Source organism: Clostridium chromiireducens, assembly GCF_003575225.1.
GTDB classification, from domain to species: Bacteria; Bacillota; Clostridia; order Clostridiales; family Clostridiaceae; genus Clostridium; species Clostridium chromiireducens.
The window spans coordinates 250,603-276,969 of record NZ_QXDJ01000004.1; the positions used below are offsets into that span (position 1 = coordinate 250,603).

The 26,367-nt window shown below is 29.7% G+C and carries 26 protein-coding genes, 1 tRNA gene, 1 pseudogene and 1 riboswitch; of the genes and pseudogenes, 5 read left to right on the forward strand and 23 right to left on the reverse strand.

All coding sequences use genetic code 11. The annotated features are described in order from the left end of the window. Positions 1-9: 9 nt before the first annotated feature. The 5 genes from D2A34_RS16975 to treP form a co-directional block, all read right to left on the reverse strand. A complete protein-coding gene (locus D2A34_RS16975; RefSeq protein ID WP_119367375.1) occupies positions 10-843 on the reverse strand; it encodes a carbohydrate ABC transporter permease in 834 nt (277 codons plus the stop codon). After that, the gene (locus D2A34_RS16980) at positions 836-1,729 is read right to left on the reverse strand and encodes a carbohydrate ABC transporter permease (RefSeq protein WP_119367376.1); all 894 of its coding nucleotides are present in this window, start codon (positions 1,727-1,729) and stop codon (positions 836-838) included. Before D2A34_RS16980 ends, D2A34_RS16975 begins: the two co-directional genes overlap by 8 nt. A gap of 199 nt (positions 1,730-1,928) precedes the next feature. Continuing rightward, positions 1,929-3,245, reverse strand: coding sequence for an ABC transporter substrate-binding protein (locus D2A34_RS16985; protein WP_119367377.1), 1,317 nt, complete (start codon positions 3,243-3,245; stop codon positions 1,929-1,931). A 314-nt stretch (positions 3,246-3,559) separates the two neighbouring features. After that, on the reverse strand, positions 3,560-5,224 hold the full coding sequence (gene treC, locus D2A34_RS16990) for an alpha,alpha-phosphotrehalase (RefSeq protein ID WP_119367378.1): 1,665 nt from the start codon (positions 5,222-5,224) through the stop codon (positions 3,560-3,562). 20 nt (positions 5,225-5,244) lie between these two features. Next, positions 5,245-6,660, reverse strand: a complete 1,416-nt coding sequence (treP, locus tag D2A34_RS16995; protein ID WP_079440231.1) for a PTS system trehalose-specific EIIBC component — start codon at positions 6,658-6,660, stop codon at positions 5,245-5,247. A gap of 545 nt (positions 6,661-7,205) precedes the next feature. Between treP and treR the strand changes: the two genes are divergently transcribed. Together treR and D2A34_RS27050 are read left to right on the forward strand one after the other, a co-directional pair. Beyond that, positions 7,206-7,940, forward strand: a complete 735-nt coding sequence (treR, locus tag D2A34_RS17000) for a trehalose operon repressor (RefSeq protein WP_242966030.1) — start codon at positions 7,206-7,208, stop codon at positions 7,938-7,940. 118 nt (positions 7,941-8,058) lie between these two features. Next, entirely contained in the window at positions 8,059-8,226 is a 168-nt protein-coding gene (locus D2A34_RS27050; protein ID WP_207669024.1) for a hypothetical protein, read from the forward strand. Positions 8,227-8,498: 272 nt separating this feature from the next. On the opposite strand, the gene D2A34_RS17005 is transcribed toward D2A34_RS27050, so the two are convergent. The 16 genes and pseudogenes from D2A34_RS17005 to D2A34_RS17070 form a co-directional block, all read right to left on the reverse strand. Then, entirely contained in the window at positions 8,499-9,503 is a 1,005-nt protein-coding gene (locus D2A34_RS17005; RefSeq protein WP_119367379.1) for a LacI family DNA-binding transcriptional regulator, read from the reverse strand. Between the two features lie 343 nt (positions 9,504-9,846). Continuing rightward, complete coding sequence (locus D2A34_RS17010; protein ID WP_119367380.1) at positions 9,847-10,479, reverse strand: hypothetical protein; 633 nt, start codon at positions 10,477-10,479, stop codon at positions 9,847-9,849. A gap of 124 nt (positions 10,480-10,603) precedes the next feature. Beyond that, positions 10,604-11,752, reverse strand: coding sequence for a cobalt-precorrin 5A hydrolase (cbiG, locus tag D2A34_RS17015; RefSeq protein ID WP_119367381.1), 1,149 nt, complete (start codon positions 11,750-11,752; stop codon positions 10,604-10,606). Continuing rightward, complete coding sequence (gene cobM, locus D2A34_RS17020) at positions 11,752-12,510, reverse strand: precorrin-4 C(11)-methyltransferase (RefSeq protein ID WP_079440236.1); 759 nt, start codon at positions 12,508-12,510, stop codon at positions 11,752-11,754. Before cobM ends, cbiG begins: the two co-directional genes overlap by 1 nt. Positions 12,511-12,574: 64 nt before the next feature. Then, positions 12,575-13,240, reverse strand: coding sequence for a cobalt-factor II C(20)-methyltransferase (locus D2A34_RS17025; RefSeq protein ID WP_119367382.1), 666 nt, complete (start codon positions 13,238-13,240; stop codon positions 12,575-12,577). A 160-nt stretch (positions 13,241-13,400) separates the two neighbouring features. After that, complete coding sequence (gene cbiT, locus D2A34_RS17030) at positions 13,401-13,973, reverse strand: precorrin-6Y C5,15-methyltransferase (decarboxylating) subunit CbiT (RefSeq protein ID WP_079440238.1); 573 nt, start codon at positions 13,971-13,973, stop codon at positions 13,401-13,403. A 39-nt stretch (positions 13,974-14,012) separates the two neighbouring features. Beyond that, entirely contained in the window at positions 14,013-14,624 is a 612-nt protein-coding gene (gene cbiE, locus D2A34_RS17035) for a precorrin-6y C5,15-methyltransferase (decarboxylating) subunit CbiE (protein WP_119367383.1), read from the reverse strand. Continuing rightward, positions 14,621-15,742 (reverse strand): cobalt-precorrin-5B (C(1))-methyltransferase CbiD, encoded by a 1,122-nt coding sequence (cbiD, locus tag D2A34_RS17040; protein ID WP_119367566.1) that lies wholly within the window; start codon positions 15,740-15,742, stop codon positions 14,621-14,623. The genes cbiE and cbiD overlap by 4 nt, the downstream gene beginning before the upstream one ends. 35 nt (positions 15,743-15,777) lie before the next feature. Next, positions 15,778-15,963: a hypothetical protein gene (locus tag D2A34_RS27265; protein WP_243128356.1), complete on the reverse strand. Its 186-nt coding sequence runs from the start codon at positions 15,961-15,963 to the stop codon at positions 15,778-15,780. A 33-nt stretch (positions 15,964-15,996) separates the two neighbouring features. After that, positions 15,997-16,041: pseudogene (locus D2A34_RS27675) on the reverse strand (hypothetical protein); the annotation flags it as partial. After that, the gene (locus D2A34_RS27270; protein WP_243128357.1) at positions 16,035-16,181 is read right to left on the reverse strand and encodes a hypothetical protein; all 147 of its coding nucleotides are present in this window, start codon (positions 16,179-16,181) and stop codon (positions 16,035-16,037) included. The pseudogene D2A34_RS27675 and the gene D2A34_RS27270, both read right to left, overlap by 7 nt. Positions 16,182-16,200: 19 nt before the next feature. After that, positions 16,201-16,824: a precorrin-8X methylmutase gene (locus D2A34_RS17050; protein ID WP_119367384.1), complete on the reverse strand. Its 624-nt coding sequence runs from the start codon at positions 16,822-16,824 to the stop codon at positions 16,201-16,203. A gap of 68 nt (positions 16,825-16,892) precedes the next feature. Then, entirely contained in the window at positions 16,893-17,612 is a 720-nt protein-coding gene (locus tag D2A34_RS17055; RefSeq protein WP_119367385.1) for a YfjL-like protein, read from the reverse strand. Between the two features lie 34 nt (positions 17,613-17,646). Beyond that, entirely contained in the window at positions 17,647-18,993 is a 1,347-nt protein-coding gene (locus D2A34_RS17060; RefSeq protein WP_119367386.1) for a cobyrinic acid a,c-diamide synthase CobB, read from the reverse strand. Positions 18,994-19,042: 49 nt separating this feature from the next. Beyond that, on the reverse strand, positions 19,043-19,876 hold the full coding sequence (locus D2A34_RS17065; protein WP_079440243.1) for a sirohydrochlorin cobaltochelatase: 834 nt from the start codon (positions 19,874-19,876) through the stop codon (positions 19,043-19,045). 182 nt (positions 19,877-20,058) lie between these two features. After that, a riboswitch (cobalamin riboswitch) is annotated at positions 20,059-20,313 on the reverse strand. Positions 20,314-20,480: 167 nt separating this feature from the next. Continuing rightward, a complete protein-coding gene (locus tag D2A34_RS17070; RefSeq protein ID WP_119367387.1) occupies positions 20,481-20,732 on the reverse strand; it encodes a phage holin family protein in 252 nt (83 codons plus the stop codon). A gap of 547 nt (positions 20,733-21,279) precedes the next feature. Between D2A34_RS17070 and D2A34_RS17075 the strand changes: the two genes are divergently transcribed. The 3 genes from D2A34_RS17075 (at position 21,280) to D2A34_RS17085 (ending at position 22,913) form a co-directional block, all read left to right on the forward strand. Continuing rightward, positions 21,280-21,654 (forward strand): hypothetical protein, encoded by a 375-nt coding sequence (locus D2A34_RS17075; RefSeq protein WP_119367388.1) that lies wholly within the window; start codon positions 21,280-21,282, stop codon positions 21,652-21,654. Positions 21,655-21,954: 300 nt separating this feature from the next. Further along, positions 21,955-22,311 (forward strand): ribonuclease G, encoded by a 357-nt coding sequence (locus D2A34_RS17080; RefSeq protein ID WP_079440246.1) that lies wholly within the window; start codon positions 21,955-21,957, stop codon positions 22,309-22,311. Positions 22,312-22,838: 527 nt separating this feature from the next. After that, positions 22,839-22,913, forward strand: a tRNA-Glu gene (locus tag D2A34_RS17085). A gap of 225 nt (positions 22,914-23,138) precedes the next feature. Here the strand turns inward: D2A34_RS17085 and D2A34_RS17090 are convergent. Continuing rightward, positions 23,139-24,608: an ATP-dependent helicase gene (locus D2A34_RS17090; protein WP_119367389.1), complete on the reverse strand. Its 1,470-nt coding sequence runs from the start codon at positions 24,606-24,608 to the stop codon at positions 23,139-23,141. Beyond that, positions 24,601-26,331 (reverse strand): ATP-dependent nuclease, encoded by a 1,731-nt coding sequence (locus tag D2A34_RS17095; RefSeq protein WP_119367390.1) that lies wholly within the window; start codon positions 26,329-26,331, stop codon positions 24,601-24,603. The genes D2A34_RS17090 and D2A34_RS17095 overlap by 8 nt, the downstream gene beginning before the upstream one ends. Positions 26,332-26,367: the final 36 nt, after the last annotated feature.

A 26,367-nucleotide genomic window follows, 5' to 3' on the forward strand; every position in this document is an offset into this window, starting at 1 on the left:
TTGAGTACATTATTTTATAGATCCAGTCATTCCTGCAACAAAGTGCTTTTGCATCACAAAAAATACTAATGCTGTTGGTAAAGTTGTAATTACTATTGCCATCATAATTAACCCATAATCAGGTGAATAACTTGAAGCTAATTTTGAAATTATAAGAAGAACTGTTTTCTTCTCTGGTGATTGCAATGCAATTAATGGCCAAAGGTACGCATTCCATGCACCCATAAATGTAATAATTGCTGCTGCCGCATATGTTGTTTTCATAGTTGGGAAATATATTTTAAAGAAAATTCCAACTTCCCCTAACCCATCAATTCTTGCTGCTTCTAAAATTTCTTTAGGAAATGATTTAGTATTTTGCCTAAAGAAGAAGATTAAAAATGCAGTACAAACTCCAGGTAAAAGTACGGCCCACAATGTATTTAAACCTAGAAAACTTAATGGTGAATTTTTTAAGGCTGCAAAGAATTTAAACAATGGAATCATTAATGCTGAAAATGGAATCATCATAGATAAAAGCAAAATGTTAAACAATCTATCTCTAGCTTTTGTTCTAAATATTTCAAATCCGTAGCCTGTTATAGATGATACAAGAAGTGCAAGTATAGTAGTTATAATTGCAATTTCTGCTGAATTAACTAATGAAGCAGCAAATCCTAATTCTGGCTTAAAAAGATTATTTAAATTTTCTAAAAAGCTACTTCCCGGAATTAACTTTCCTCTTGTTACATCAACTGACTTATTTGTAGCGCTAATAATCATCCAAAAAAACGGAAATAAGGAGACAAACGATGCCACACTTAAAAATACATACTTTACTACTTTATTCATTTTACTAGTCATTCTTATCGCCCCCTATTTTGAATTGGATTACGGCTAATATTACTACCATAACAACAATAAGATAAGCTACTGCTGTTGCATATCCAAAGTCTGGTGTATATGTGAAGCATAAATCATATATATATTTTGAAATAGTGGTTGTTGCATTTGCCGGACCACCTTTAGTAATATTTACAACTTCATCAAATAGCTGTAGTGTTCCTATTGTTGAAGTAATTGTTGTAAATAAGATGATAGGCTTTAATAATGGAATTGTTATACTTACAAATTTCTTAAACGGAGATGCTCCATCAATCTCAGCTGCTTCATAAATTGAATGATCAATATTTTGTAAACCTGATAAGTAGAATATCATATTATATCCAGTCCATCTCCAAGTGATTGCGATAATAATTAATATTTTAGCCCAAAATGGATGTGTAACCCATTCAATTGGCACTGAAATAAGATGAATACCCATAAGCATTTTATTTACTAATCCATCTGAGGAGAATATACTCTTAATAATAACTGAATATCCAACCAAAGATGCTACACAAGGTAAGAAAATTGCTGTTCTAAAAAATCCACTAAATTTTAATTTTCTATCATTAAGAACTGAAGAGATAATAAGTGCTAAAATAATCATTATTGGAACTTGAACTAGTAAAAATATAAAAGTGTTTCCTACTGCTTTAATTAAAGTTGCATCTGAAAACATTCTTATATAATTGTCTAAACCACTAAACTTTAAATTATTACCTTTACCTGATTGTAGTGACATTATTAACGATTGTACCATTGGATAAAATACAAATAATCCTATTAAAAACGTTCCAAATGCTACAAAACTCCATCCCCACATGTTTTCCTTACTATTAATTCCTGCAACGCTTTTACGCTTCATTTTATCAACTCCTTAATATGTATCCGATATCTAGCATCCGTAACACTCCCCTTTATTCAATTGGGAGATAGCGGCTGCACGCTCCTGGACAAGGTACCCCTTGAGGGTATGAGTTCAACTAAAGTTTCACTTTATAAAGACTATTTGCTAAATATTAATTTTTAATTTTAACAAATAGTCCTTATAAGTTTCTATTTTATTACTTCTTTACTGCTGCTTCTGCTTGAGCTTGTGTATCTTTAAGTGTTGCATCTATGTCAGCTCCTGCAACAATTTTTTGCATTCCTTCAGCCATAACACTTTCTAATTGATAAGTGTATAAACCATAGTTAACAGTTGGAATTTTAGTTGCCCATTTTGAGAAATCCTTAAATACTTCTTGATTACCAAAGAATTCTTGAGGTTTACTATAGTTTTCCATTGAACCTGCTGATTTTAATGTACTTACTAAGCTTATAGCTGGAACTAAATCATTCATTAATTTGTCACTTGATCCAAATGTACTAGCTAAGAAGTCTGCTGCTAAATCTGAGTTACCAACCTTATCTAAAACATACCAGCTGCTACCACCACTATTTGAAGCATTAACCGATTTTGAATTTGCTCCTAATCTTGGAATAGCTGCTACTGCCCATTTACCTTTTTGATCTTCAGATGCTTTTATAGAAGAAGCTATCCAACAACCATTTGGAACTGTTGCAACATCACCTTTTTGGAAAGCTGATATAAATGAATCCCATCCTGAAACTTGTTTTGTAATACCAGCATCTACAAATTGTTTATATATATTAATAGCATCTTTTAAACCTTGATTATCAGCGATATTCACTGTTTTACCATCATCTTTTACATACCATGAACCTGCTGATTGCATCATAATTCTAAGTTGATTTAAATCACTTGGATCAATAGTTAGCATTGCTTTACCAGTTTTAGCTTTTACTGCTTTACCAATTTCTATATATTTCTCCCAAGTAAGGTCTTGCATATCTGCCTTAGTGTATCCAGCTGCTTCGATTAAATCTGTTCTATAGAATAATCCTGCAACACCACTATCGAATGGTACCCCATAAAATTTGCTACCTTCTGACATTATGTCTAGCTTATAATCCATAAATTTTGTTTTATCTACTTTTCCACTTAAATCTTTAAGTTCACCTGGATAAGATTGTAAGTAATTTTGAATTTTATAATCTTCAATTAAAACGATATTTGGAAGTCCGTCATAAGTTCCTGATGAGAGACTTGTATTTAATTTTTGCACTACATCATCTTGTGCCATACTAACAACATTTACTGTTACATCTGGATGATCTTTTAAGTACATATCCTTTGCCATATTTGCAGCCTTGATATTGAATGTATCATCCCAAGCCCAAACAGTAATTGTTTTATCATCTTTTCCTTTACTTGATGATGCAGAGCTGCTTCCACCACTTGATGATGAACCACATGCCATTAAACTAACTGCCATCATGCCAGTTACAACTGCTGCCATAATTTTTTTAAATTTCATAAATGAATCCCCCTTAAAATAAATTCATACATAAGTAACTTTTCTATTGATATTAGTTATGTATTTGTTTACATTATAGCATCCATACTATAGTAAACGTTATTGCTATCTTGGTATCAATTTGTAATTTTTTTATAATATCATAATTAATATTTGTACTTTTTTTAGTTATTAGTACTTTTTTAATACGTTTACATTGTTTTTTATTGTATTTATTTGTGATTTCTTTTAAAAAAACTTCGAGTAAAATGTTTAACATTACAATAGATAAGCAAAAATAGTAACCCTTTTCTATAAAAAGGGTTACTATTTAACTAACCTTCAATATAATATACTATTGATTCATATGCTCTTAAAGCTAGCCTTTTATTTAAAGTAGAACTATCTTTATAATTTGAAATTAAAATTCTGCTATTTAAATTACTACTTAAATACTCATCTGGCAACTCAATCATTGTTTCCTTACTAAAGAAATTGTTAATTACAATTAATGTTTTGTCACTTAAAGTTCTTACATATGATAATACTTTATCATTTTCTTCAAGAATAAATTTTATCCTTCCATTTGAAATTACATCATAATCTTTTCTTAATTGTATTAATTCTTGATAATGATAAAAGATTGAATCTTTATTTTCTAGTGCATCTTTAGAATTTATTTCTTTATATTTATCACATATAGGAATCCACGGTGTTCCCTTTGTAAATCCAGCATTTTCTTCAGAATTCCATTGCAACGGAGTTCTTGAATTATCCCTAGATTTTTCTCTTAAGATTTCTAATATTTCTTCTTCAGCTTTTCCTTGTTCCTTTAAAATGTTGTAATAATTTATTGACTCAACATCTCTATACTTGTCGATAGAATCAAAGTATGGATTAGTCATTCCAAACTCTTCTCCTTGATAAATATAGGGAGTTCCTCTCATCATATGGATTGTTGTTGCAAGCATTTTTGCACTTTCATTTAAGTATTCCTTGTCATTACCAAACCTAGATACTATTCTTGGCTGATCATGATTGCACCAAAACAATGCATTCCATCCATCTCCCTCTTGAATATCTTCCTGCCAGATTTTAAATAAATCTTTTAATTGTTTAAAATCAAAATCCATGATTGTCCACTTATCACCATTATAATAGTCCACTTTTAAATGATGAAAGTTGAATACCATTGATAATTCCTTTTCCTCTGGATTAGAATACCTTATGCAATTTTCAAGGGAAGTTGATGACATTTCCCCAACAGTTATAATGTCATCATAATTTCCATATGTGTTTTCATTGAGCTCTCTAAGATACTCATGAATCTTTGGACCATCTGTATAAAATCTTCTTCCATCACCTTCTGAGTCATTCTCGAATTTCTCTGGCTTTGATATTAAATTTATAACATCAAACCTTAACCCTTTAACACCCTTTTCTAACCAATAGTTGACTATCCCATAAATTTCATTTCTCACTTCTTTATTGTCCCAATTTAAATCAGCTTGCGTTCTATCAAAAAGATGTAGATAATACTCATCAAACTTTTCTACATACTCCCATGCATTGCCGCCAAATTTAGACTGCCAGTTTGTAGGTGGCTCATGGTCTGCTGATTCTTTAAAGATATAAAAATCTTTGTATTTCTTTTCACCGCCTAATGCTCTTTTAAACCAATTATGCTCTGTAGATGTATGATTAAGAACCATATCTAACATAATATATATATCGCGCTTCTTAGCTTCTTGTACTAATCTCTCGAAATCTTCCAATGTTCCAAAGCTTGAATCTATATTATAATAATCAGCAATATCATATCCATTATCTACTTGAGGCGAAGGATAAAAAGGAGTAAGCCATATATAATCTATACCTAAAGTTTTTAGATAATCAAGTTTCTCTATTACTCCGTTTAAATCTCCAATTCCATCACCATTTGTATCATAAAATGATTTAGGGTATATTTGATAGACAGTACTTTTCTTAAAATCCTTCATGATATTATATCCTTTCTTCTCTAGTTAACTGATTTTCTTTTTCCAACTATTACTGTAAGAACAAATGGTACTACTACAGCTACAAGCATTGCAATTGCAAATATCACCATAAATGCTGGTTTAATTGATAAGATACCAGGTAAACCACCAACACCAATTGAATTTGCCATTACTCCACTTCCCACTGATATAATTGCTGCTATTGCTGAACCTGTCATTCCACAGAAGAATGGGAATCCATGTTTTAAATTAACACCGAACATAGCTGGCTCAGTTACTCCAAGATAAGCCGAAATACATGCCGGCACATTAACTTCCTGTGCTTCTTGATTCTTTCTTTGTAAATATATCATAGCTAAAACTGCTGAACCTTGAGCAATATTAGATAAAGCTATCATTGGCCAAAGTGATGTTCCTCCGAATTGAGCCATTAATTGTAGGTCTATCGCATTTGTCATGTGGTGAAGTCCTGTAATAACAAGTGGTGCATAAAGGAATCCAAAAATCGCTGCAAAAATCATTCCAAACGAAGAAGTCAAACCACCATATACTACTTTTGAAATAGCAGAACCAATTGCCCAGCCTATAGGCCCTATTACAATATGTGCAATTAAAACTGCTGGTACTAATGAAAGGAATGGTACTAATATCATTGATACTGAAGCGGGACTTATTTTTCTAACACCTCTTTCAAGGAATACTAATGTGAAACCTGCCATAATTGCTGGGATAACTTGAGCTTGATAACCTATCATTCTTATTTGTGCAAATCCAAAATCCCAGAAAGGAATTTTATCAGGAGTAGCACCTGCTACTGCATAAGCATTTAAAAGTTGTGGTGAAACTAATGTAATACCAAGTACAATACCAAGAATTTGGGTTGTTCCCATTTTCTTTGTAATAGACCATGTTATCCCTACAGGTAAGAAGTGGAATATAGCCTCTCCAATTAGCCATAGGAAACTATTTGTCCCAGCCCAAAATTGAGATACTTCAACTAGTGATTTAGTTCCGCCTTCTAATAATTTCATATCACCAATAATATTTCTAAAACCTAAGATCAAACCTCCAACGATGATAGCCGGAATAAGTGGTGAAAATATTTCTGCTATATTAGCCATAAGTTTTTGTATAAAAGTCATATTGTTTTTAGCAACATCTTTTACTGCGTCTTTACTTACGCCATCTATACCTGAAACTGCTATAAAATCGTTATAAAATACGGATACTTCATTTCCAATGATAACTTGAAATTGTCCTGCTTGTGTAAATGTACCTTTAACACTTTTTAGTTTTTCAATTTCAGCCACACCAGCTTTGCTTGGATCATTTAAAACAAATCTCATTCTTGTAACGCAATGTGTGACTGCTGAAATATTTTCTTTACCACCAACTAACTTTAGTAGTTCTTTTGCATCATTTTGAAATTTCCCCATTAATAAAACCTCCATTGATTTTTTAATTTCTTAATAAATAATTTCGTAGCTTTTATACAGATCTGTTTATTATATTAGTTCAATTGAACAAACACTTAGTCTTTAATATTAATTATATGCTTGTACTATATTTAACATTTAAATGTTTACATTAACATCATAATTCATTCTGAACATATAGTCAATATATTTTTTAAAATTTGTTTAAACAAATTTTAAACATTTTCTTAGAATCTTGTCATATAAACACTTTCCCCTCATATAATATACCTAAAATATGTTTAAACATATTTTTAATTTTTTAATATTTGTTCACTTAAGCACTTACATTTTCTCTTTAGGATAATAATATTAACGCATAGGATAAATGTCCTAGTATTTGAATAACTAAAGAAATATAATATCGAGTATAAAATTACATTCTTCACCTCACCCTTTCGTTGAGGTTCTCCAAACATATGTAATTTTCATGGCATTTACCGATATTATGTTAACTTATCTAAAAAAATAAAGTATAATATATTCATTAAGGATAATTTAAGGGAGTGTTACTTTTGCCAAACGTAAAATTTAAAGATATATATCACGCATTAAAGGATAATATAGATAATGGTAAATATGATGATTCAATGATGCTTCCTACAGAGATGGAGTTAATTGAAAAGTTTGATTGTAGTAGAAATACCGTAAGAAGAGCTATTAATGAATTAAGTAAGGATGGCTACGTTAAAAGTGTTAAAGGCAAGGGTGTTATTATCCTAGACAGAGATAGCCGAGAATCAATAGAGCTTCCTATTGGTAATTTATTAGGGCTACAGGAACTACACCTAAAAAAGAAATTTACTACTAGCGTTGTAAATTTTTCCAAAATAACTATAGATGAGTCTTTAACTAAAAAAACTGCTTTAAGACAAGATACAGAGGTTTATCATCTTCATAGGATAAGATTTTTCGATAATGAACCAATAATCCTCGATATTAATTATTTTAGTGCAGATGTAGTAAAAGATTTAAACATAGAAATAGCACAAAAGTCTATATATGAATATATAGAGAAAGAACTAAATACAAAAATACTCGCTTCAAAAAAAGTAATTGTCGTTGAACATGCAACAGAACTAGATAAAAGATTTCTAGACCTCGGTACATATGATTGTGTTGCTGTTGTAAAAACATATGCGTACACAGACTCAGGAAAGCTTTTCGAATACACCGAATCCCGTCACAGACCCGATAAATTCGTATTCGTCGAATCATCATCTGTAAGAAAAATAGACTAGATTTATATATCCTAAACCGAAATGGAGTAGATTCTGTTGTTTCGGTTGCTATAGAATATAACAGTGGATTTCTAACATTAGAAGTTGCACCAGTCATGCTTGTTCCTTAGGCAAGCTAATGACAAGCATGACTGGAACAACTTCTAATGAAGAAATCCTACAGCCATATTCTAAATGCAACACTGCACAAAAGAATCTACTCCATTTCTGGTATGGATATAATATAAATTTTAATTCTATTTTTAAAGGCATTCCTAACTATCGAAATATAAAAATGCTTGCATGAATATAGTCTTACTTTAAGCTTGGCGCTAAACAAAGAAAGTGAATATATGTTTTTACGAAGCGTTCATAGGAGATTTTGCTGGCTATGATTCTTAGAATGTAAGTTGTTCCAAATGTGCTTGTTCAAGGCGTAGCCCTTGAAGCAAGCACTTTGGGCACAACTTGCATTCTTAGAGTCATCCAGCAAATTCTTCAAGGAACCGGAGTAAACACATATATTCACTTTCGGTTATTTAGCACTAAACTTAAAACAACCTCTTACTGCAAGTATTTTTATATTTCTTTGCAGCTTTCACGCACTTTGAATTCAGTTGGTATTATTACTTTTTTGTTGTATTCTCTATTTCCGTTAAGGTTTTCGATTAATAAATCAACTGCTGCTTTTCCTAAGTATTCGCTAGGAATCCTTACTGTTGTAAGAGCTGGTATCATGTATTTTGCACTAGGTAAATCATTAAAGCCAATTATGCTTATATCGTTTGGAATTGATAACCCTTCCTCTGATATTGCTTTATATGCTCCAACAGCCATTGTATCATTACCGATAAAATAAGCAGTGACGTTGTCTTTAGATTTTAATGCTTCTTTCATAAGATTATATCCTGCTTTAAAAGTAAATCTTTCAGATTCATATATGTAATTAGGATTATAAATCCCTTTACTCTCCATAAATTCTTTATACTTTATAATTCTTTCATCAATATATACATCTCTATAATCGATTTGTTCTAATTTCTTTCCACCGATAAAGCCTATCTTTCTATGACCTAGTTCATATAAGTAATGCAATATTTCATTTGTTGATCTTCCTAAATTCGCCATCACAGAATCAAATTTATTTTCATTTGGAGAAAAATCTACAAATACTATATTCTCATTTGCACTTGACAACTTCTCTACAACACTCGGAGAAAACCTTCCAATCGCGATAATGCCATTAACACGTTTTATATCTTCAATATCGCTATTTTCACTTAACTTTACTAAGTTGAAATTATTTCCATTACACTTTTTTTCAGCTGCTATTCTTATTGATAAATAGTATGGGTCTGCTAGCTCTTCTTCATAACTAAACCAATAAATAATTCCTATATCCTTACTTTTCTTATTTTTAGCCTTTTTAGATTTTGATGATACATAATCAAGTTCATCTGCAATTTTTAATATTTTTTCTCTTGTCACATCACTTACATTTAAAGTTTCATCAAAATTTAAAACTCTAGAAACTGTCGATATAGAAACTTCAGCAATTGAAGCAATTTCTTTTATAGTAGCCACCCGAAATTCCTCCCTAATCTCACTAATTACATACGTTTAAATAACTAATAAGTTATTCTTGTTTTCTCACCTTATATTTTACTAAAATTATTCTATATCAAGTTTATATCACAAGTAAAATTTAGTCAAACTTTACTAAAACGAAAACATATAGTTTATAATAAAATCACCTCAACGCGATAAACGAGGACTGCCATACTTATACATTTTACAAGTATAAGCATAACACCCCTCACTTTAAAAGCTTTTAACAACTTATTCTCGTAGTTTAAGGTACGTTATAATGTTTCTTATTTGGTTAAGTTACCGCATAAATCAGATTTCTGTCGTGAGTATCTATACTTCACCCCGCAAGATTACATAAAAAAGCATATTCTTTTGACAATTGTTTTTTATACCATTCGGTTTTTATAACACTTAGATATCCATCTATGATCTTTTTAATTTGATTTTCTTTAGACAATTGAATCACTAAGGATAAAATAAAAAATAATATAATTCCTAAAATAAATATAGATCTAGTTGTTGGGAAAAAATCAACTATACATAGAGCTATTGCACCAATAACTCCTAAAAAAATTGAAGCATATGTTGTATAATCTATACGATTTTTAGTTTTCACTACATTTTCTTTTAACTTTTCAATGGTATTAACATCTTTAAATAACAAATCAAGCTTGTCCTTATATAGTTCCATAAACTTACCTAATACATAATTATATTTATCAACATTTTTCGTGTCTGGAATTCTCATGCACATTACTAAGGGATATTCATATTCTCCTATGCTTTTGTACACATACTCATCTCTCTTTTCCAAGCTTGGAATTTTTACATTTAATTCCCCATCTTCATTAATAACTAACTCATAATTATCATTAACTAAACTTGTATAGTTGTCTTTGATAATTTCTAATCCCTTTGCCATTAATTTATTATTTTTATTTATTTTGTTTAGCATATCTAAAATTGTCATAACTGCACCCTCTCCCACTTATAATATGCATTTTACATTTTGAGAATTATTTTACATAAGTATACCCATATTATAGCATATTATTTTGAGTTTATAATACTAGGATTGTTAATTTAAGTTCTAATTAAGTATTTTTTAAGACTCCGATTGCTAGTGTCATTCCTTCATGCTTTATTTTGCTTATGATAACTTCTGCTCCCGATAAATCTACGCATGGTTCACAAACTCCTGTTATTCCAAGAGTTTTTTCAACAAATTCACTTTTATCATACTTATCTTGAACAGTTCTTATTTCATCTTTACTGAATGTGTTAAATGGACAGTTAATATTTTCCGCAAATTTGATAATTCCCTCTTCATTTGCCTTAACATCCACAGAAACTATTAATGACACTGCTCTTATATCTAAATTATGTTCTTCCAATGCTCCATATATGAAATCACTTATTTTTTCAAATGCAGTTCCTTTTCTGCAGCCTACACCCAATACGAGATCCTTTTTTACAAGCCTCAATACTTTTGAAAAATCTAAATCTTTGTATTTATTCTCCATATATTTATCCTTTGGTTTCAAAAAATGAGTTACCCAAATACAATCTTCTTTTAATTCCTCAACTTTTTCATAACCTTTATTAATTTGAATTATATTATAATCATCTTTTATTCCAATCATCTTATTATCGATTAAACGAGATGCAATATACTTTGCCTTTTTTAAATCTTCAATAATTAATTTATTTTCTTTTGCAAGTATATCTGGTGCGTCCATCCCTAAATTATCACTTGCTGTTGTTATAATAGGAATAGCATCAAGAATCTCTGCAACCTTAAGTGTAAGCTCATTGCCCCCACCTAAATGTCCACTTAAAATATTTATTGCATATTTACAAGACAAATCAACAACTACTACACCCGGATCCTCATCTTTACCTTTCAAAAATGGCGCTATTGCTCTAACTGCAATTCCTGCTGAAGATATAAATACAATTCCTTTTGAATTTAACATAGATTTTTGTGTAACATCCATAAGTTTAAAATCTTCACCAAAGAAATTTGTAACAACTTTTGACTGTATAGGTCCATATTTGTTTTCTTCAGTAACTTCTTTTGAAGAGTTTATATGTAAGTTCTCTACACTTTCCTTTATAAAAAGTTTGGCACTCAAGCACTTTTGTAGTTTTATGGCTATTTCTTTTCCCTTAGGGGAAGGGCAAATTATACTTATACCTGAAAAATCATTTGTATATTCACCCATAGAATATTGTTGTTCCATTATCTTGAATCCTCAGCATCCCTAAACATATGAGAGAAACTCTTATCATATAGTAAACTTTTCTCAAAATCACTATCAATAAAATCTCCTACTAATATTTGCGCACATTTAGTTATGTTATTTTCCTTAACCTTTTCTGCTATATCATCTAAATGTCCCATTATTATTCTTTCATCAGGCCATGTTGCTCTTTCAACTACTGCTATTGGAACATTCTTCTTATATCCCTTTTTCAATTTCTCAACAACCTTATCAATCATTGAAATAGATAAAAATATAGCCATAGATGCTCCGATAGATGCTAAAACTTCAAGATCTTCGTTAGCTGGTACAGGAGTTCTTCCTTCAACCCTTGTTAATATAACAGTTTGTGAGACTCCTGGTAATGTAAATTCTCTATTTATGGCTGCTGCTGCTCCTGTAAATGAACTAACGCCCGGTACCACTTCATACGATATACTAACTCTATCGAGCTCAACCATTTGCTCTCTTATAGCTCCATATATTGATGGGTCCCCCGTATGTAGTCTTACAACTAATTTACCCATTTGTTCTTCCATGGTCATGATTTCCATGACATCTTCTAATGTCATATTAGCAGAATTGTATATTTGAGCATCTGGTCTGCAATATTCTAAATGCTCTTTTGAGACCAAAGAGCCTGCATATACTACTACATCTGCTCTTTCTAATAAATCACGTCCCTTAACAGTTATTAAATCGGCTGCACCTGGACCTGCTCCTATAAAATAAATCAATTATCAACACTCCTTTTCATTATCAAAATCTCATGCTTCTATTGCAGGAATCTATTATTCATAATTATTCCCTGCTTGCTATGATTAAAGACATGTAATCTCTAAGTTTTAATATTTCTTCTCTTTCAGTTAAAACAGTTTCGCCTTCTCTACCTACTCTGCTTGCATACACGTAATCGAAACCTTTTTCTTCTAGTACATCCAGCACTTCTTCCTCATGCTTGTATACTTTCATTACTACAATAAACTTCTCATCTGTAATTTCTTTCACCTTTGTTGCCGGCATAACTACTAACTTTTCATCACCAACTACTAGGGTCCTATTAACTAAGCTTGCAGCCGCACAAAAAGAAGTTATCCCTGGGATTGTTTGCACTTCAAAACCACAATCTCGAACATGCTTTAACATATGACTATATGTACTATAAATATAAGGATCACCAATTGTTAAAAATACAACATCTTTTCCTTCCTTAAGTCTTGCTTCTATAAACTCATAGGCCTCTAACGCCTTCGCTACTCTATCCTTCTTTCCCATGGGAAAATGCTTTATAACTACTTCTGTGCCTGGTTTAATATATTCTTTTGCAGTTTCAATGGCTATACTTTCGCCACCCTCTGTTGCAGATGGTGCAACTACAACTTGACACCTTTCTATTGTTCTTACTGCCTTGACAGTTAAAAGTTCTGCCTCCCCAGGTCCTACTCCTATTCCGTACAATGTTGCCATTTCTAAATTCCTTTCCTCTTAAGTAACTAATCTATTTACATTTTATAATTATTAATTTTAGTTACTACTCATTTAATATTTTAACTTTATTTCTACCATATATAGAACTGCTCATAAACACAACACAATACTCATTTTTACAAGCCTATTATACCATTATTTATTTTCTTATACATTGAATTATATAAATTGGATTATTAGCTATCATCATTAGGGTATTTTCACGGTTTTTACTTATATTTACTAAGGAAATTTCAAAATTGTAATTTAAGTTCTTAACTACTTCGATTGCCCTATATGCGTTATCTAATGTAATGAAGTTCATTACCATGGTCCCATTTCTTTCTAAAATGGCGTTTACTTTAAGTAATATTTCTTCTAAATGCCCTCCACTTCCTCCAAGAAATACCGAGTCAAACTTTAATCCATCAGCGATTAATGTATCTAATACCTGACTAGCTTCTTTTTGGACAATCTTAACATTGCTGCATTTAAATTTTTCTACATTACATTTAGTAATTTCGCAAGCCTCGACATCTTTCTCAATGGCTAAAACTTTTCCTTTTTCTGCTACTTTAGCTGATTGGACTGTGATACTTCCCGTTCCACTTCCAACATCTAAAACTAAAGAATTTTCTTTCAAATTCATTTTAGCTATAGAAAGTATTCTTATTTCCTCTTTTGTCATAGGACATTTTCCTCTAATAAATTCTTCGTCTTTTATGAAAACCATGAAATTTGCCTCCTCTTATATAGGTTTTTAAATAAAATTTTAATCTCCCCTGTTAACTATAAAAATACTTAATGGATTGAAACTTTTACAGATAAAATCTATTGGATTTCCTTCATTTATTATTTCATCCTCATATGATAGGTTTTCTCCAATTAACACCTTACATTTTATTTTCTTATCATTTAAGCTCTTGCATAGTATAGCCGGATTATTATCTTTATCAGTAAGCCAAATGCTCAATTTATGTTTATCAATTATATTTAAGAATTGTTCTTTTCTCCCATGAAGGCTCCCTAAATAAGCATCATTCCATGGTAAGTTTAGCTTACAAGTCAAATACTGAAAGGAGCTTATTCCTGGAATCACTTTGAATTCAAAATCTATCTTACTCTTAATATAATTTGTTATACCATAAAATGTCGGATCTCCAGAAGCAATAATTGAAATATTATTATAAATACTCTTTTCATCATTTAATAATTCATCAATATCACTTAATCTGCTTATGTATAGCTTCTTATTATCAATAAAATCCAAAGAATCTATTGCTCTTTTAAATCCTATGATAATATCTGAATTTTTCATTATTTCTAAAGCCTTTGGTAAAATATAATCTCTATGACCTGGCCCCAGCCCTACAATATATATCATTTTTTTGCTCCCTCTGATTTCCAAAGTAGTATAGGTTTTGATGCCCCATAATACATTATTGCTGCAACTTCCAGCTCACCATAAGTATATTCTTTAATCCTTTGAATGATTTTTTCTCCAATATTCTCATAAAGCTTATCATAACCACTTCCTAGCATCTTAACGGCACCTTCACAAGTCTTCTCTTTTAAAACTTCTTGAGCAAGAGAAATATCATATCCAAGAAGTGCAAGCTCTAAAGCAATTACTTCAAGCCTTACTCCATTTACTTTACTATGGGTATTAAAACAACCATAAGCTATCTTACTCATCTTACCAATATGTCCAGCTATAATAATAGACTTAACATTACGAGAAACACAAGTCTCTAAAGCAAATCCTATGTAATTTGAACAAATAACAATCTCCTCTTCTTTAAAACCAAGTTCCTTACAGTAATTATCGCCTAAATTACCAAAAGTTAAAACTAATCTTTCATTATTTAGGGCTTTTTGTGTAATTTCTAACTTGATTGATGCTTTTAGAGAATCTTCTGACATTGGATGTACAATACCTGTTGTCCCAAGTATGGAGATTCCACCTTCTATTCCAAGCCTAGGATTAAAAGTTTTCTTTGCAACTTCTTCTCCTTGAGGAACTATAATTGTTACTTCTACTCTCTCTCCATCAGGCAAAACCTTCATCACTTCTTCTCTTATCATTTTACGTGGTACTGGATTTATAGCCGGTTCCCCTTTTGGAATAAAAAGTCCATCCTTAGTAACAGTACCTACTCCAATTCCACCTTTAAGTATAACCGCATCGTCATTAAGTCCATTGAAATCTTCAAAAACTCTTCTAACCCTTGCCTTTATCTCTATACCATGTGTAGCATCTGGATCATCTCCACCATCTTTAATAATTGTACATTCCACATAGTCATCAAACTCTTCTATTAAGGCAATTGGCATTGTTATGTTAATACCTTTTGGAGTTGATATCTCAATGTCCTCCTCCAATGCTTCGGTCTTTTTATATAGGATCATAGTTGCCGCTTTTGCTGCCCCCGCACTGCATGAACCTGTTGTATATCCACACCTTAATTTTTGTCCATTTGTTTCAATATACATCTCAAATATAATAATCACCTCCACTTTGTAGCTGATATTAATTCTTATATCAATTTCTTAAAAATATAAATTATCAATACTAACCAAATAAATATTATAATTCCTCCAGCAAACAAATTCTTAGGTCTACCTTTTCTAAAAATATCTTCTGCTTGAATCCTACATTCATCCATAATATCTTTTGGTATTAGTTTTATAGCAAAAGATATTCCTAGAGGTACTAAAATCAAATCATCAATATATCCTACAACTGGTATTAAATCAGGTATTAAATCTATTGGACTTAAGGCATAACCTACAACTAAAATCGCGACTGCCTTTGCGTGAAACGCACATCAGAGCGTTTAGATGCCAAGTAAAGTGCTCCAACCTCTTTTTTTAACTTTTTAGCCATTTTTTTAATTTTAGAGAACCAACTTATTGGTTGATTATTTGATTCTTCCTCCATAAAACACCTCAAAATCCAACTATCTTTCTACTACCATATACATAAGGGCATTTATTATAGCTGCCGCAACAGTGCTGCCACCTTTTCTCCCTTTAACTCTTATGTAAGGAATATCTAATTGATCCATATTTTCCTTACTTTCAGCAGCTCCAACAAAACCAACTGGTACAGCTATTATCAATTTTGGATTTGCTTTTCCTTCCTTAATTAATTCTTTAAGTCTAAAAAGTGCAGTTGGTGCATTACCAAAAACAAATATATCTACATTATCACTGCAGGCTTTTTCAACAGCAGCCATACTTCTTGTAATATTTTTTTCTTTAGCTTCCTTATGTACAATTTCTTCGTTAACATAGCAAATAACTTTACTATTAGTCTTATCTAAAGCAATTTTATTGATTCCATTTAAAGCCATATTCGTATCTGTATAAATCATAGTGCCATTTTTAAATAGATTTTTTCCAGTCTCAATAGCTGTTTCGCTTATTTCTACTAAATCCCTATATTCAAAATCAGCAGTAGTATGAATCGTTCTTTTAACTATAAGAAGTTCTTCTTCTGTAAATGAGTGAGGCCCCATTTCATTTCCAATAATCTCAAAACTTTTTTCCTCAATTCCCATTGGATTTTTTAAATATTCCATATATTTTATTAGTGAGAGTATTTACAATAAATATCTCACTAAACTCACCTCTTTCTAAATTTAATAATTTACTCTACTTTCTCAATTTTGTATGCAACTTTATTTGATATAATTTCATCCTTAGTGAAATTATAGTTACCTTCCATTGTCCCATTTACGATTCTTCCATTTAAATCAATAACATATCCATTAGTATTATCCTTTATATATAATCCACAAACAGAGATATTATATTTACTAAGAATTTCTCTTATATTTATAGTTTTATCAATAAAACTATCTAATGACATTTCATCAGCGTTCCATATAATATCTATTTTTAAAGGATAAGAATCTCCAGGAGTGAAGCTTTTATATTTACTATAACTTTTGCTGTTTGCATCTGCTCCTGCATCTTCTAACACTGATATATATTTTATTTTCATGTTAGGGGCACTTTCTTCAATCAAACTAAGAACCATATTTTTCGCCTCAAGATTCACCTTGCTTTCAAAGTAATTATCCTCAATTTTATTCTTATCCATCACTGTTACTTCAAAAGTTACCGGCATGTTCTCTACCGTTGTAACACTACATACATAATCTCCAAATTTAGGATTATAGTATGATTTATTCACTTTATACTTTAACTCTGGATACATTTCACTTAGATATTTCTGTGCAACTGTTTTTGTTTGTTGTATTCTCCAAGGCAATCCGTTCATACTCATGTATATGCATCCACTAAAAGCTAAAGCAATTACAATTAAAATTCCTAGACTAATAATAACTCCTCTATACTTTCCCATACCAATACCATCTCCACATTCTCAATTATACCCTTTATAATAAACAAACTAGAGCTTTGAATAATTCCAAATTTCCAAGAAAATTAATATGAGCATATCCGCCCAATGTATTTTTTTTAAAATATCCACATTTCCATTTTATAATTTCACCATTATATAGTCTCTTCTCAATCTCATATACATTTTCCTCATTTAAATTAACTTGTGATTTATGAAATTCATGAGCATTTATTTGGAATTCTTTTTCTTCTTTTAGATTATTATTAAAACATTTTGAATTTATTTCAACTTTACAATATCCGAAATGTTGAAGTTTACTAGTCATTACACTGTCCCCTTCAAAGAAGCCAACCATTTCTGTTCCATCTATAGATCTTGTTAGGTACATCAGTCCGCCACATTCAGCATAACATCTTAATCCCTTTTCTAAAGCTTCTTTTATGCTTTTTCTCATAGAATAATTATCTTCTAATTCCTTTTTGAAAATCTCTGGGTAACCTCCACCTATATATAGAAAATCCAGATTTTCAGGTAATTCCATATCTCTCATGAGGCTAAAATAAATTATATCTCCCACCTCTTCTAAAAGTTCTAAATTATCCTTATAATAGAAACTAAAAGCTTCATCTAGTGCAACACCAATTCTTATTTTTTTATTTTGAAATTTGCTGACAAACTTACCCGCTAATTCAACATTAACATTCCCATGAAATTCTTGCATCTTATCAATAATTGAATCTACATCTACGTATTCTTCAATTAACTTTTGGCATATCTCTATTTTTTTGTCTAAATTAAGAACCTCCATGCTTTGTACCAACCCTAAATGCCTACTGCTTAAAGCCATTTCAGGATCTTTAGGAATATACCCAAACACTTTGATACCACAATTTTCTTCAATAGCATATTTTAATAAGTTATGATACTTTTCACTTACTGAGTTTAATACAACACCAACGATATTGGCATTTCTATAATCCATAAAACCTTTAATCTCTGCACATATGCTTGCACTTTGTCCTTTTGGAGATAACACTAATATAATTGGCATATTTCCTAATATTCTTGAAACATCATAAGTTGATGCTTTTTCACTTGCCCCAATTCCGTCATATAGTCCCATTACACCTTCAATTACTCCAACATCTCCACTGCCTTTAAGAAAACTCTTTTTCATTCCTTCTTCACCCATAAGAAATGTATCAAGGTTCCTAGAATCTTTCTTTGTTACTTCTTTATGGAATGCTGTATCAATATAATCCGGTCCAACTTTATATCCTTGAACCTCTAAATTTCTGCTCTTAAGAACTTTCATAAGCCCAAGGGTAAATGTAGTCTTTCCACCACCGCTGCAATTTGAAGATATAATTATTGATTTCATATTGTCTCCCCTTTATTTAAGTTACATAAAAAATGTTGAATCATAGCTTTTATTTAATGTGCCTAAGTTTTTTTGTTCTTCCTGCATTTACATACCTGTCTTCAATGGAATCATATACCCTTCGTATATAAAGTTCATCAAATTTATCTAACTCACCAAGGCCATGCATATGAAGTTTTACCTCAATTCCTTCTTTTTGCAATGCACTCTTTAATGAACCATCTTCATCTGATGCCATATCATTCTTTGCGTGATCTCCTGCTACTAGTAGTAATGGAACTAATTTTGTTTTCTTTATTCCTTTACTTTTTAATTTTTTTAATACATTAGAAATTGTTGGATACCCTTCAACTGTAGCGACAAATATATTTTCATATCCCTCGTCAACTAAAACTGTCTGAAGCATTCCGTAAACAGCGTTTGATGGATGTTCTGTCCCATGTCCAAATAAAATTACACTTTCTTCATCTTTTATTACATCTTCTATACTTTGTATAAATAAAGAATAATCTTCTGGTAATCCATTCATGCCTTGATAGAAGAATATTGGTCTTCCAAGCTTAACAGATTTAAAATCATTTTTTCTATGTTCAACAATGCCTTTTATATAATCAAATTCTTCCCCTGGAATTAAGTGAAGCGGCTGAACTATAATTTCATCATAACCTCTTACCTTCAGTTCATCTAGTGCCTCTTCTGGTGTAAATATATTTAAATCATGTTTTTCTTTTAATTTTCTAATTATAAAGTGAGCAGTGAAAGCTCTAAATACCTCATAATTATTAAATTCATCCTTAATTTTATTTTCAATTTTTTCAATTGAGTTTTTAAGAGCATCTAGATGGCTAGTTCCAAAACTAACTACTAAAATCGCTTTTTTCATAAATGTACCTCCAAATATAATTTAATTTAAATTTTTAATGAGAATCTATTATATAAATTTGAATATATAAAAATCCCCATTACCCATGAAAGATAAGGAGGAATTGCATAACAAATTATGAATGTATTATTTTTAAAATTACATCCTACCATCTGCTATAATCCTTCCCACCGAAGGGTTAGCTACGTTAAAATATTTAGGCAGGTCTCCTGACTCTGGCATCATCCTTCATCTCTTCCTTCCCAAGAACAGCTTTCTCAGTGGATGTTTAGCATACAACATAATAAAGCTTAAATTAACCATTAATACTTATTATCTTATATAAACTTAGAGATTAGTCTTCCATTACAGTAGCGGGGGCTGTAGTAGATTTTCACTACTTTCCCTTTTAATCTTATATACTTAATCTTATAAGAACCTAAAAATCATTTTTATTGTCATCTAAATTATATAGGAGTATAATACTTTATTCAATAAAAAATAGGTTTATTGCTAATTATATTTAACAATAAACCACAAATAGTAATTAATTATATTATTACCCATAAATGAATTATGGTATCTAAATAAAACTTAGTTTCAGCGATTCTGGTAAATTAATATTTTATTCGCTCTTAGCTGTTTGCTTTAATAACTGGTTCGTATAAACTGTAGCACCAGTTACTAAAATACCTTGAATAACTGAATCTGCACTAACCCCCAATATTCCAACTGCCCCTGCTATTCCTGCAATTAATAAGACTATAGGAATATACTTATCTTTTATTGATTCAGTGCCTTTAATAAGCATTCCCAATACATATAAAGCCGGAATTAAAATCAAAGCATTTTCTGTTATATATTGTGCAAAATCCATACCTTTCCCCTCCAAACATATTATTAATGTGAATACCAATCTATATTAGATCATTGGGTCTTCACAGTGTATATTTAAATATAAATTTTATATTTACATTACTTAATATATCTAAATAAACTCCTAACTCTTTGTACACTTCTTGAAAAAATAATATAATATGAACTTATACATAATATTACCTTTATTATGTTATATGCTTCAATCTTAGTTTTGTTGCTAACTATTCTTAAAATTCTCTTAGTTTTTTTACATAATTAATTATCTTTAAGCACTTCACCCTATTATATTTTGATGAAATTTCATAAAAATAAGGTGTGAACTTAAGAAAATCTTCGGTTCACACCTTATATATTAAATATTATGTTTAATCAAAATTAAATTTAAGGAATTAATTCAATTTATATCTATACAATTCTATTAATTCCTTAAATTTCCTTGCTTATTTACCTAGATTTAGAATATAATTTAATTCAACATTATTACTGTATAATTTAAATGTAAAAACATAAACATAAAATATGTTAAATTTGAAAGGAGAGATATTATGTCAGTATATATGATTACATATTTTTTAAGTGATACCCATGGTCATGGTCATGACCATGATGAAGAATGCGGATGCGGAGGAGAACATTCACACGACCACGAATCTTGTGGATGCGGACACGACCATGGGCATTCTCATGAATCTGCAAATAGTGGCGCTAATATAATTGGAAAAATCAAATCTTTAGGTGCTTGGGCTCAATTTTTGCCTGAGGGATTTTTTGTTAAAACAAACTCTTTATCTGCAGAAGATATATTTACTGAAATAAATTCTGTAGCTAATGGTGGAGATATTATTTTTGTAACAAAAATAGATTCAAAAACTTCGGCATGTGCAAACCCTGCAGTATTAGATTGGCTTTCACAAGAATAGTTTTTGATATAACTTAGCAAAAGGGAGCTCACTATATTATGACCGTTATTATAGGATAGGCTGTGAATTTCTAAAACCAGAAGTTGTTCTATTTAAGAAATCCCACAACAATAATCCTAATTTAACCTTTCATAAAAGTGTCCACTCCCTTTTTAATTTTATACATCAAACTTAGTTTTTGCTTATTTAGAGCATATTATTTTTACCTTTTAGTTAACTTTTACTTATTTTATACATTTATCGCTACCTCATTCATAATAAGTTAGAATATTAATGAATATAATATATAGAGGTGATTAAATGGAGAATTCAGTAAACAATTTTACAAACGGACAAGTACCACAAGAAATTAAAAAGTGGAATTGGGGAGCATTTATGTTCAATATTTTTTGGGGAATAGGAAATAAAAGCTATCTCCCACTACTATGTCTTGTTCCACTATTAAACATAGTATGGATATTTGTATGTGGTGCTAAAGGTAATGAGTGGGCATGGAAAAATGGAAACTATTCTAGTCCACAAGAATTTTTACTAGTTCAATCTACTTGGAGCAGAGCTGGCTTAGTAGCATTTATAGTTGCTATTGTATTAGTAGTTTTAGAATTCTTGTTCTTAGGTACATTACTTGCAGCAATTTTCTCATCAATGCCACGTTAGTTTTATTTCGGAATTATTTATTATTAATTACTACTAAAGATTATGAGAAGTATCAAATTTCACTTTGATACTTCTCATTTATATTTTAACTTATTAATTTATTCTTCATATTGATTGAATTGTTTCACAATAACTCAATAATCACAAAACAATATTATTTTATTAAAAATAATACCCATCAAAATTAAACTGTTAATAAACAATTAAATCTTAATGGATATCCCACAAAATATTAAAAAGGAGTCGTAATTTATGTAACTTAAAAGTCACATTAGAGGAGCGATGAGTATATTTTTAGCAATATACACCTCTTATTTAAATTACTAACTATATTATAGTTTAACAGATTTTCGCCGAAAAACAAGTATGTTTTTTAAATATTTAGAAAATTATGATTTGTAGGATAAATAACGAAAACTTTTTTACTATCTTCAATAATCAGAGCACATTTATTTCTTTTTTGGCGCATATATCCAAATAGTTATTGACATAATAAAAAAATAAGAGTAAAATCATATTTGTTGTAAGGCCCCTTGGTCAAGCGGTCAAGACGCCACCCTCTCACGGTGGAATCAGGGGTTCGATTCCCCTAGGGGTCACCATTGTTGAAAACACTAACGTTTGAAATGTATAAACGTTGGTGTTTTTATTATTTTACACCATAGTTTTTTAATAAAATAATATTAATTTATATATCATAAATTTCATTCTTCTTGGGTGTGCATATAAAATTGTCACAAAATTTACGGACTTATTACTAAATTTTTTAAAATAAATAATAAATAAAAAGAGAACCTTTTTGATTCTCTCTATACTATATAATATTTTTAGACAATATTAATAATTTGATTTATATTTATATTTATCTTTTTGCAGATACCTTGAATATATTTTAGATAATTATCATCATCTAAACATATTATTAGCTTCTCTTTCGCTCTAGTTGTAGCTACATAATGTTCTTGCTTATGCCTATTTAAATATATTTGATAATTTCTTGAAAATATGACCACTTGTTTAAATTCTAATCCTTTTGCTGAATGTACAGTAATTATTCTATGTTTAAACTCTTTTCCATTAAAAGAATTTTCATATTTTTTATTAGTAACAGCTTTTATAAATGCATTTATTTCCTTAATTTCATTAAAGGTCAATCCAATGTATTTAAATAACTCAATTAATACATTTTCAATATACGATTTATCTAGATTTTCTTTTAGCCCAGACATGATTTGTTTCAACCTATCTTTTTCTTTCCTATCAAATTCCCCTGGTATATTATTGATAAAATCAAAATGTGTATATCTACTATTCTTAGTATACTTAGCTAATTCAACTAGAATATTTTTATTACTTGTTCCTAAGTCATCGAGTGGATTTCTTGGAATAAAGATAAAATTGTAACCTAAGGAATACAATTCATTTTCTAAATTTTCCGCTTCATTATTTGTTCTAACTAAAATGGTAGTTTCCTCATTTAAATCTAAATATTTAAGATAATCATAATTGGTTACCCCTATAACATTACTTGATTTTCCATTATCCACATAACAACTTAAATCCTTATATTCTAATACATTACTATAATTTTGTATATCCTGACAACATCTAAAATTTTCATTTAATTCATAAATTTCAAATTCTGCTTCATTCTTAAGTAATTCTTTAAATTGCTCTGGATTTGCACCTCTCCATACATATATACTTTGCTTTACATCACCTACAATAAACAATTTTACACCTAATTCGTTGATATACATAAATAATTTATGCATATCAATATCACAATCTTGATATTCATCTATGTATATTCTTGAATATCTAGCTATAATATATTGCTCAGCAACCTTTGATTTTTTCAATATATTTAATGCGAGCTGAAATTTAAAATTCTTCTTATTGTCATTATAACTTGCTAACATTTTTTTTAATCTAAGAATTTCTAGTCCATTATCGTATGAATTAAACTTTTCTTCTGTATAAGTAACATTAAAATCATTACTGAAATCACAACCATAAGCATCTTTTAAAAATGGCCGTATAATTTCACACTCAACAAAACTATCATTTGTTCCAATAAAATTCCCAATATATTTCCCATGTAATCTATTTTTTATTTCATTTGCTGCTTTAGTGGTAAATGTTATAGCTGCAATTTTGTAATGCGTTCTATTTCTGCTTATATCATCAATTATTTTTTGTGTTAATATTGTGGTTTTTCCTGAACCTGCTCCTGCTGATACAACAATATTATTATCTGATTGTAAAATAGATTTTCTATCATTACTCTTATTCATCATTTAACCTCTTTAAACATTTAAAATATTTACTATTATAAATTTTCTTACAATCACCGTTATCTAGATCTTCTACTACATCAACCATCATATATAATTTACTACTTTGTAATTTTTCCACTACTTTCTTTCTATCAATGACTAAAATTTCCGAAAGTCTATCTCCAATTACATTAAATAAATCATTTTCTAAATCAAGTTCAGATAAAAAAATTTTATTCTGCTCAAATTTATCAACTAAACTTTTTTTCTCCGTATATAGAGCCTTTCTTTTTACTTTCAATTCACGTAACTTTGTCTTTTTAACATTTGATGTGAAATTCATTTTAATATTAGGTTGTTGTTTATCACCTATTAGTTTTAAACATCTGTTAATCCCTAATAATTCATATTCATCAGTCGATCCTTTTTTTATTTTTAAATCATTATCAGTCTTAACAATAATATCTATATTTAATCCTTTAAATGCTTCAAAGTATGTCTTAAAATATGTACCATTTACTTGTAAAATATACCCTCCATCTAATTCATATTCTTTATTTATTTCATTCATTACCTTTTCAAATAAAACTTTTTCTGATGGTCCTTCAATTAATAGTACTCTTTCTGAAAAAAGCGCATTGCAAAATTCTCTATTTAATTTCTTTTTATCTTTTGTGAATGATTCATTTATTTTATATAAATGTGTAGAACATTCAACTTTATCTGTAGAATAGATCCTCAAAAGCATTGCATTATCCAATTCATATAATATGTCTGAAGAATGGGTGGAAATAAAACAGTATTCATACGCTTTATTACTAAATATCTGATGTGATAGTGCTAATTGCATTGATCTATGTAAGCTATTTTCTGGCTCTTCTATAAGATAAACGACTATTTTATCTTCGTATAATTTCTTAACTAATAAATTTAATATTGAATAAGATAATATTTTTCGTCGCCCATCACCTGAAGTTGGATAATAATTTTCATCATCTTTCTTTTTTATATACGGTACAATATCAGAAAAGAATCCTTTAATAGCCATTTCAGATTTCATCTGAATCTCAATATTCTCATTTCTAAGGTCATTATATTCAGTTGTTATTTCAGTTTGTAAGTTATCAATTATCTTCATCTCACCTATTTTTTTATTTACATTATCAGTTAGTTCATTTATTTCTTCAATTATTTTTTTATCATCATCTGAACTAGAGCTCTCATCCATTAACAATCTTTTATTTTTTAGAAATAATTTTTCTAAATCAACAAGAGGATTAATATATATTACTTTAAAAATATTATCTATACTAAAAGCATATCCTCTACTATCCATTTGATATAGGTTTTCCTTATCATCTCCCCATAGAAGTATTGGTTCTCCAATTAATTCTTTTTTATTATATTCACCTACTATTTTTATATAAAATTTTTCGGCATTTCTACTGCTTCTTACCCCTGCAGCTTCCGACACCAAACTTTTAGTATCTTCACTTTCATCGAAATCAGATATATCTAATTCTAATAATATGCTTATATCATTATCAGTATTATTTTTATGGTAATCTGTTTTTACAAAGCCATTTTTTCTAATATCTCTATCTAATAAAAATCGCATTGCATATAAAAAATTGGTCTTTCCTATATCATTCATTCCAAAAATTACATTCTTATTATCTAAAGGAACCTCTATATTTTCAAAGTTTCTGAAGTTTTTTATTTCTAGGTTTTTAAATATCATATGATTTCCCTCTCATTATTTATATAAATTTACTAA

Bases quoted from the DNA above. Each gene is read 5' to 3' on its own strand.
- D2A34_RS16975 (WP_119367375.1), bottom strand. From the start codon at position 843: ATGACTAGTAAAATGAATAAAGTAGTAAAGTATGTATTTTTAAGTGTG.
- D2A34_RS16980 (WP_119367376.1), bottom strand. From the start codon at position 1,729: ATGAAGCGTAAAAGCGTTGCAGGAATTAATAGTAAGGAAAACATGTGG.
- D2A34_RS16985 (WP_119367377.1), bottom strand. From the start codon at position 3,245: ATGAAATTTAAAAAAATTATGGCAGCAGTTGTAACTGGCATGATGGCA.
- treC (WP_119367378.1), bottom strand. From the start codon at position 5,224: ATGAAGGATTTTAAGAAAAGTACTGTCTATCAAATATACCCTAAATCA.
- treP (WP_079440231.1), bottom strand. From the start codon at position 6,660: ATGGGGAAATTTCAAAATGATGCAAAAGAACTACTAAAGTTAGTTGGT.
- D2A34_RS27050 (WP_207669024.1), top strand. From the start codon at position 8,059: ATGACAAGCATGACTGGAACAACTTCTAATGAAGAAATCCTACAGCCA.
- D2A34_RS17010 (WP_119367380.1), bottom strand. From the start codon at position 10,479: ATGACAATTTTAGATATGCTAAACAAAATAAATAAAAATAATAAATTA.
- cbiG (WP_119367381.1), bottom strand. From the start codon at position 11,752: ATGGAACAACAATATTCTATGGGTGAATATACAAATGATTTTTCAGGT.
- D2A34_RS17025 (WP_119367382.1), bottom strand. From the start codon at position 13,240: ATGGCAACATTGTACGGAATAGGAGTAGGACCTGGGGAGGCAGAACTT.
- cbiT (WP_079440238.1), bottom strand. From the start codon at position 13,973: ATGGTTTTCATAAAAGACGAAGAATTTATTAGAGGAAAATGTCCTATG.
- cbiE (WP_119367383.1), bottom strand. From the start codon at position 14,624: ATGATATATATTGTAGGGCTGGGGCCAGGTCATAGAGATTATATTTTA.
- D2A34_RS27270 (WP_243128357.1), bottom strand. From the start codon at position 16,181: ATGGAGGAAGAATCAAATAATCAACCAATAAGTTGGTTCTCTAAAATT.
- D2A34_RS17050 (WP_119367384.1), bottom strand. From the start codon at position 16,824: ATGGAATATTTAAAAAATCCAATGGGAATTGAGGAAAAAAGTTTTGAG.
- D2A34_RS17055 (WP_119367385.1), bottom strand. From the start codon at position 17,612: ATGGGAAAGTATAGAGGAGTTATTATTAGTCTAGGAATTTTAATTGTA.
- D2A34_RS17060 (WP_119367386.1), bottom strand. From the start codon at position 18,993: ATGAAATCAATAATTATATCTTCAAATTGCAGCGGTGGTGGAAAGACT.
- D2A34_RS17065 (WP_079440243.1), bottom strand. From the start codon at position 19,876: ATGAAAAAAGCGATTTTAGTAGTTAGTTTTGGAACTAGCCATCTAGAT.
- D2A34_RS17070 (WP_119367387.1), bottom strand. From the start codon at position 20,732: ATGGATTTTGCACAATATATAACAGAAAATGCTTTGATTTTAATTCCG.
- D2A34_RS17075 (WP_119367388.1), top strand. From the start codon at position 21,280: ATGTCAGTATATATGATTACATATTTTTTAAGTGATACCCATGGTCAT.
- D2A34_RS17080 (WP_079440246.1), top strand. From the start codon at position 21,955: ATGGAGAATTCAGTAAACAATTTTACAAACGGACAAGTACCACAAGAA.
- D2A34_RS17090 (WP_119367389.1), bottom strand. From the start codon at position 24,608: ATGAATAAGAGTAATGATAGAAAATCTATTTTACAATCAGATAATAAT.
- D2A34_RS17095 (WP_119367390.1), bottom strand. From the start codon at position 26,331: ATGATATTTAAAAACCTAGAAATAAAAAACTTCAGAAACTTTGAAAAT.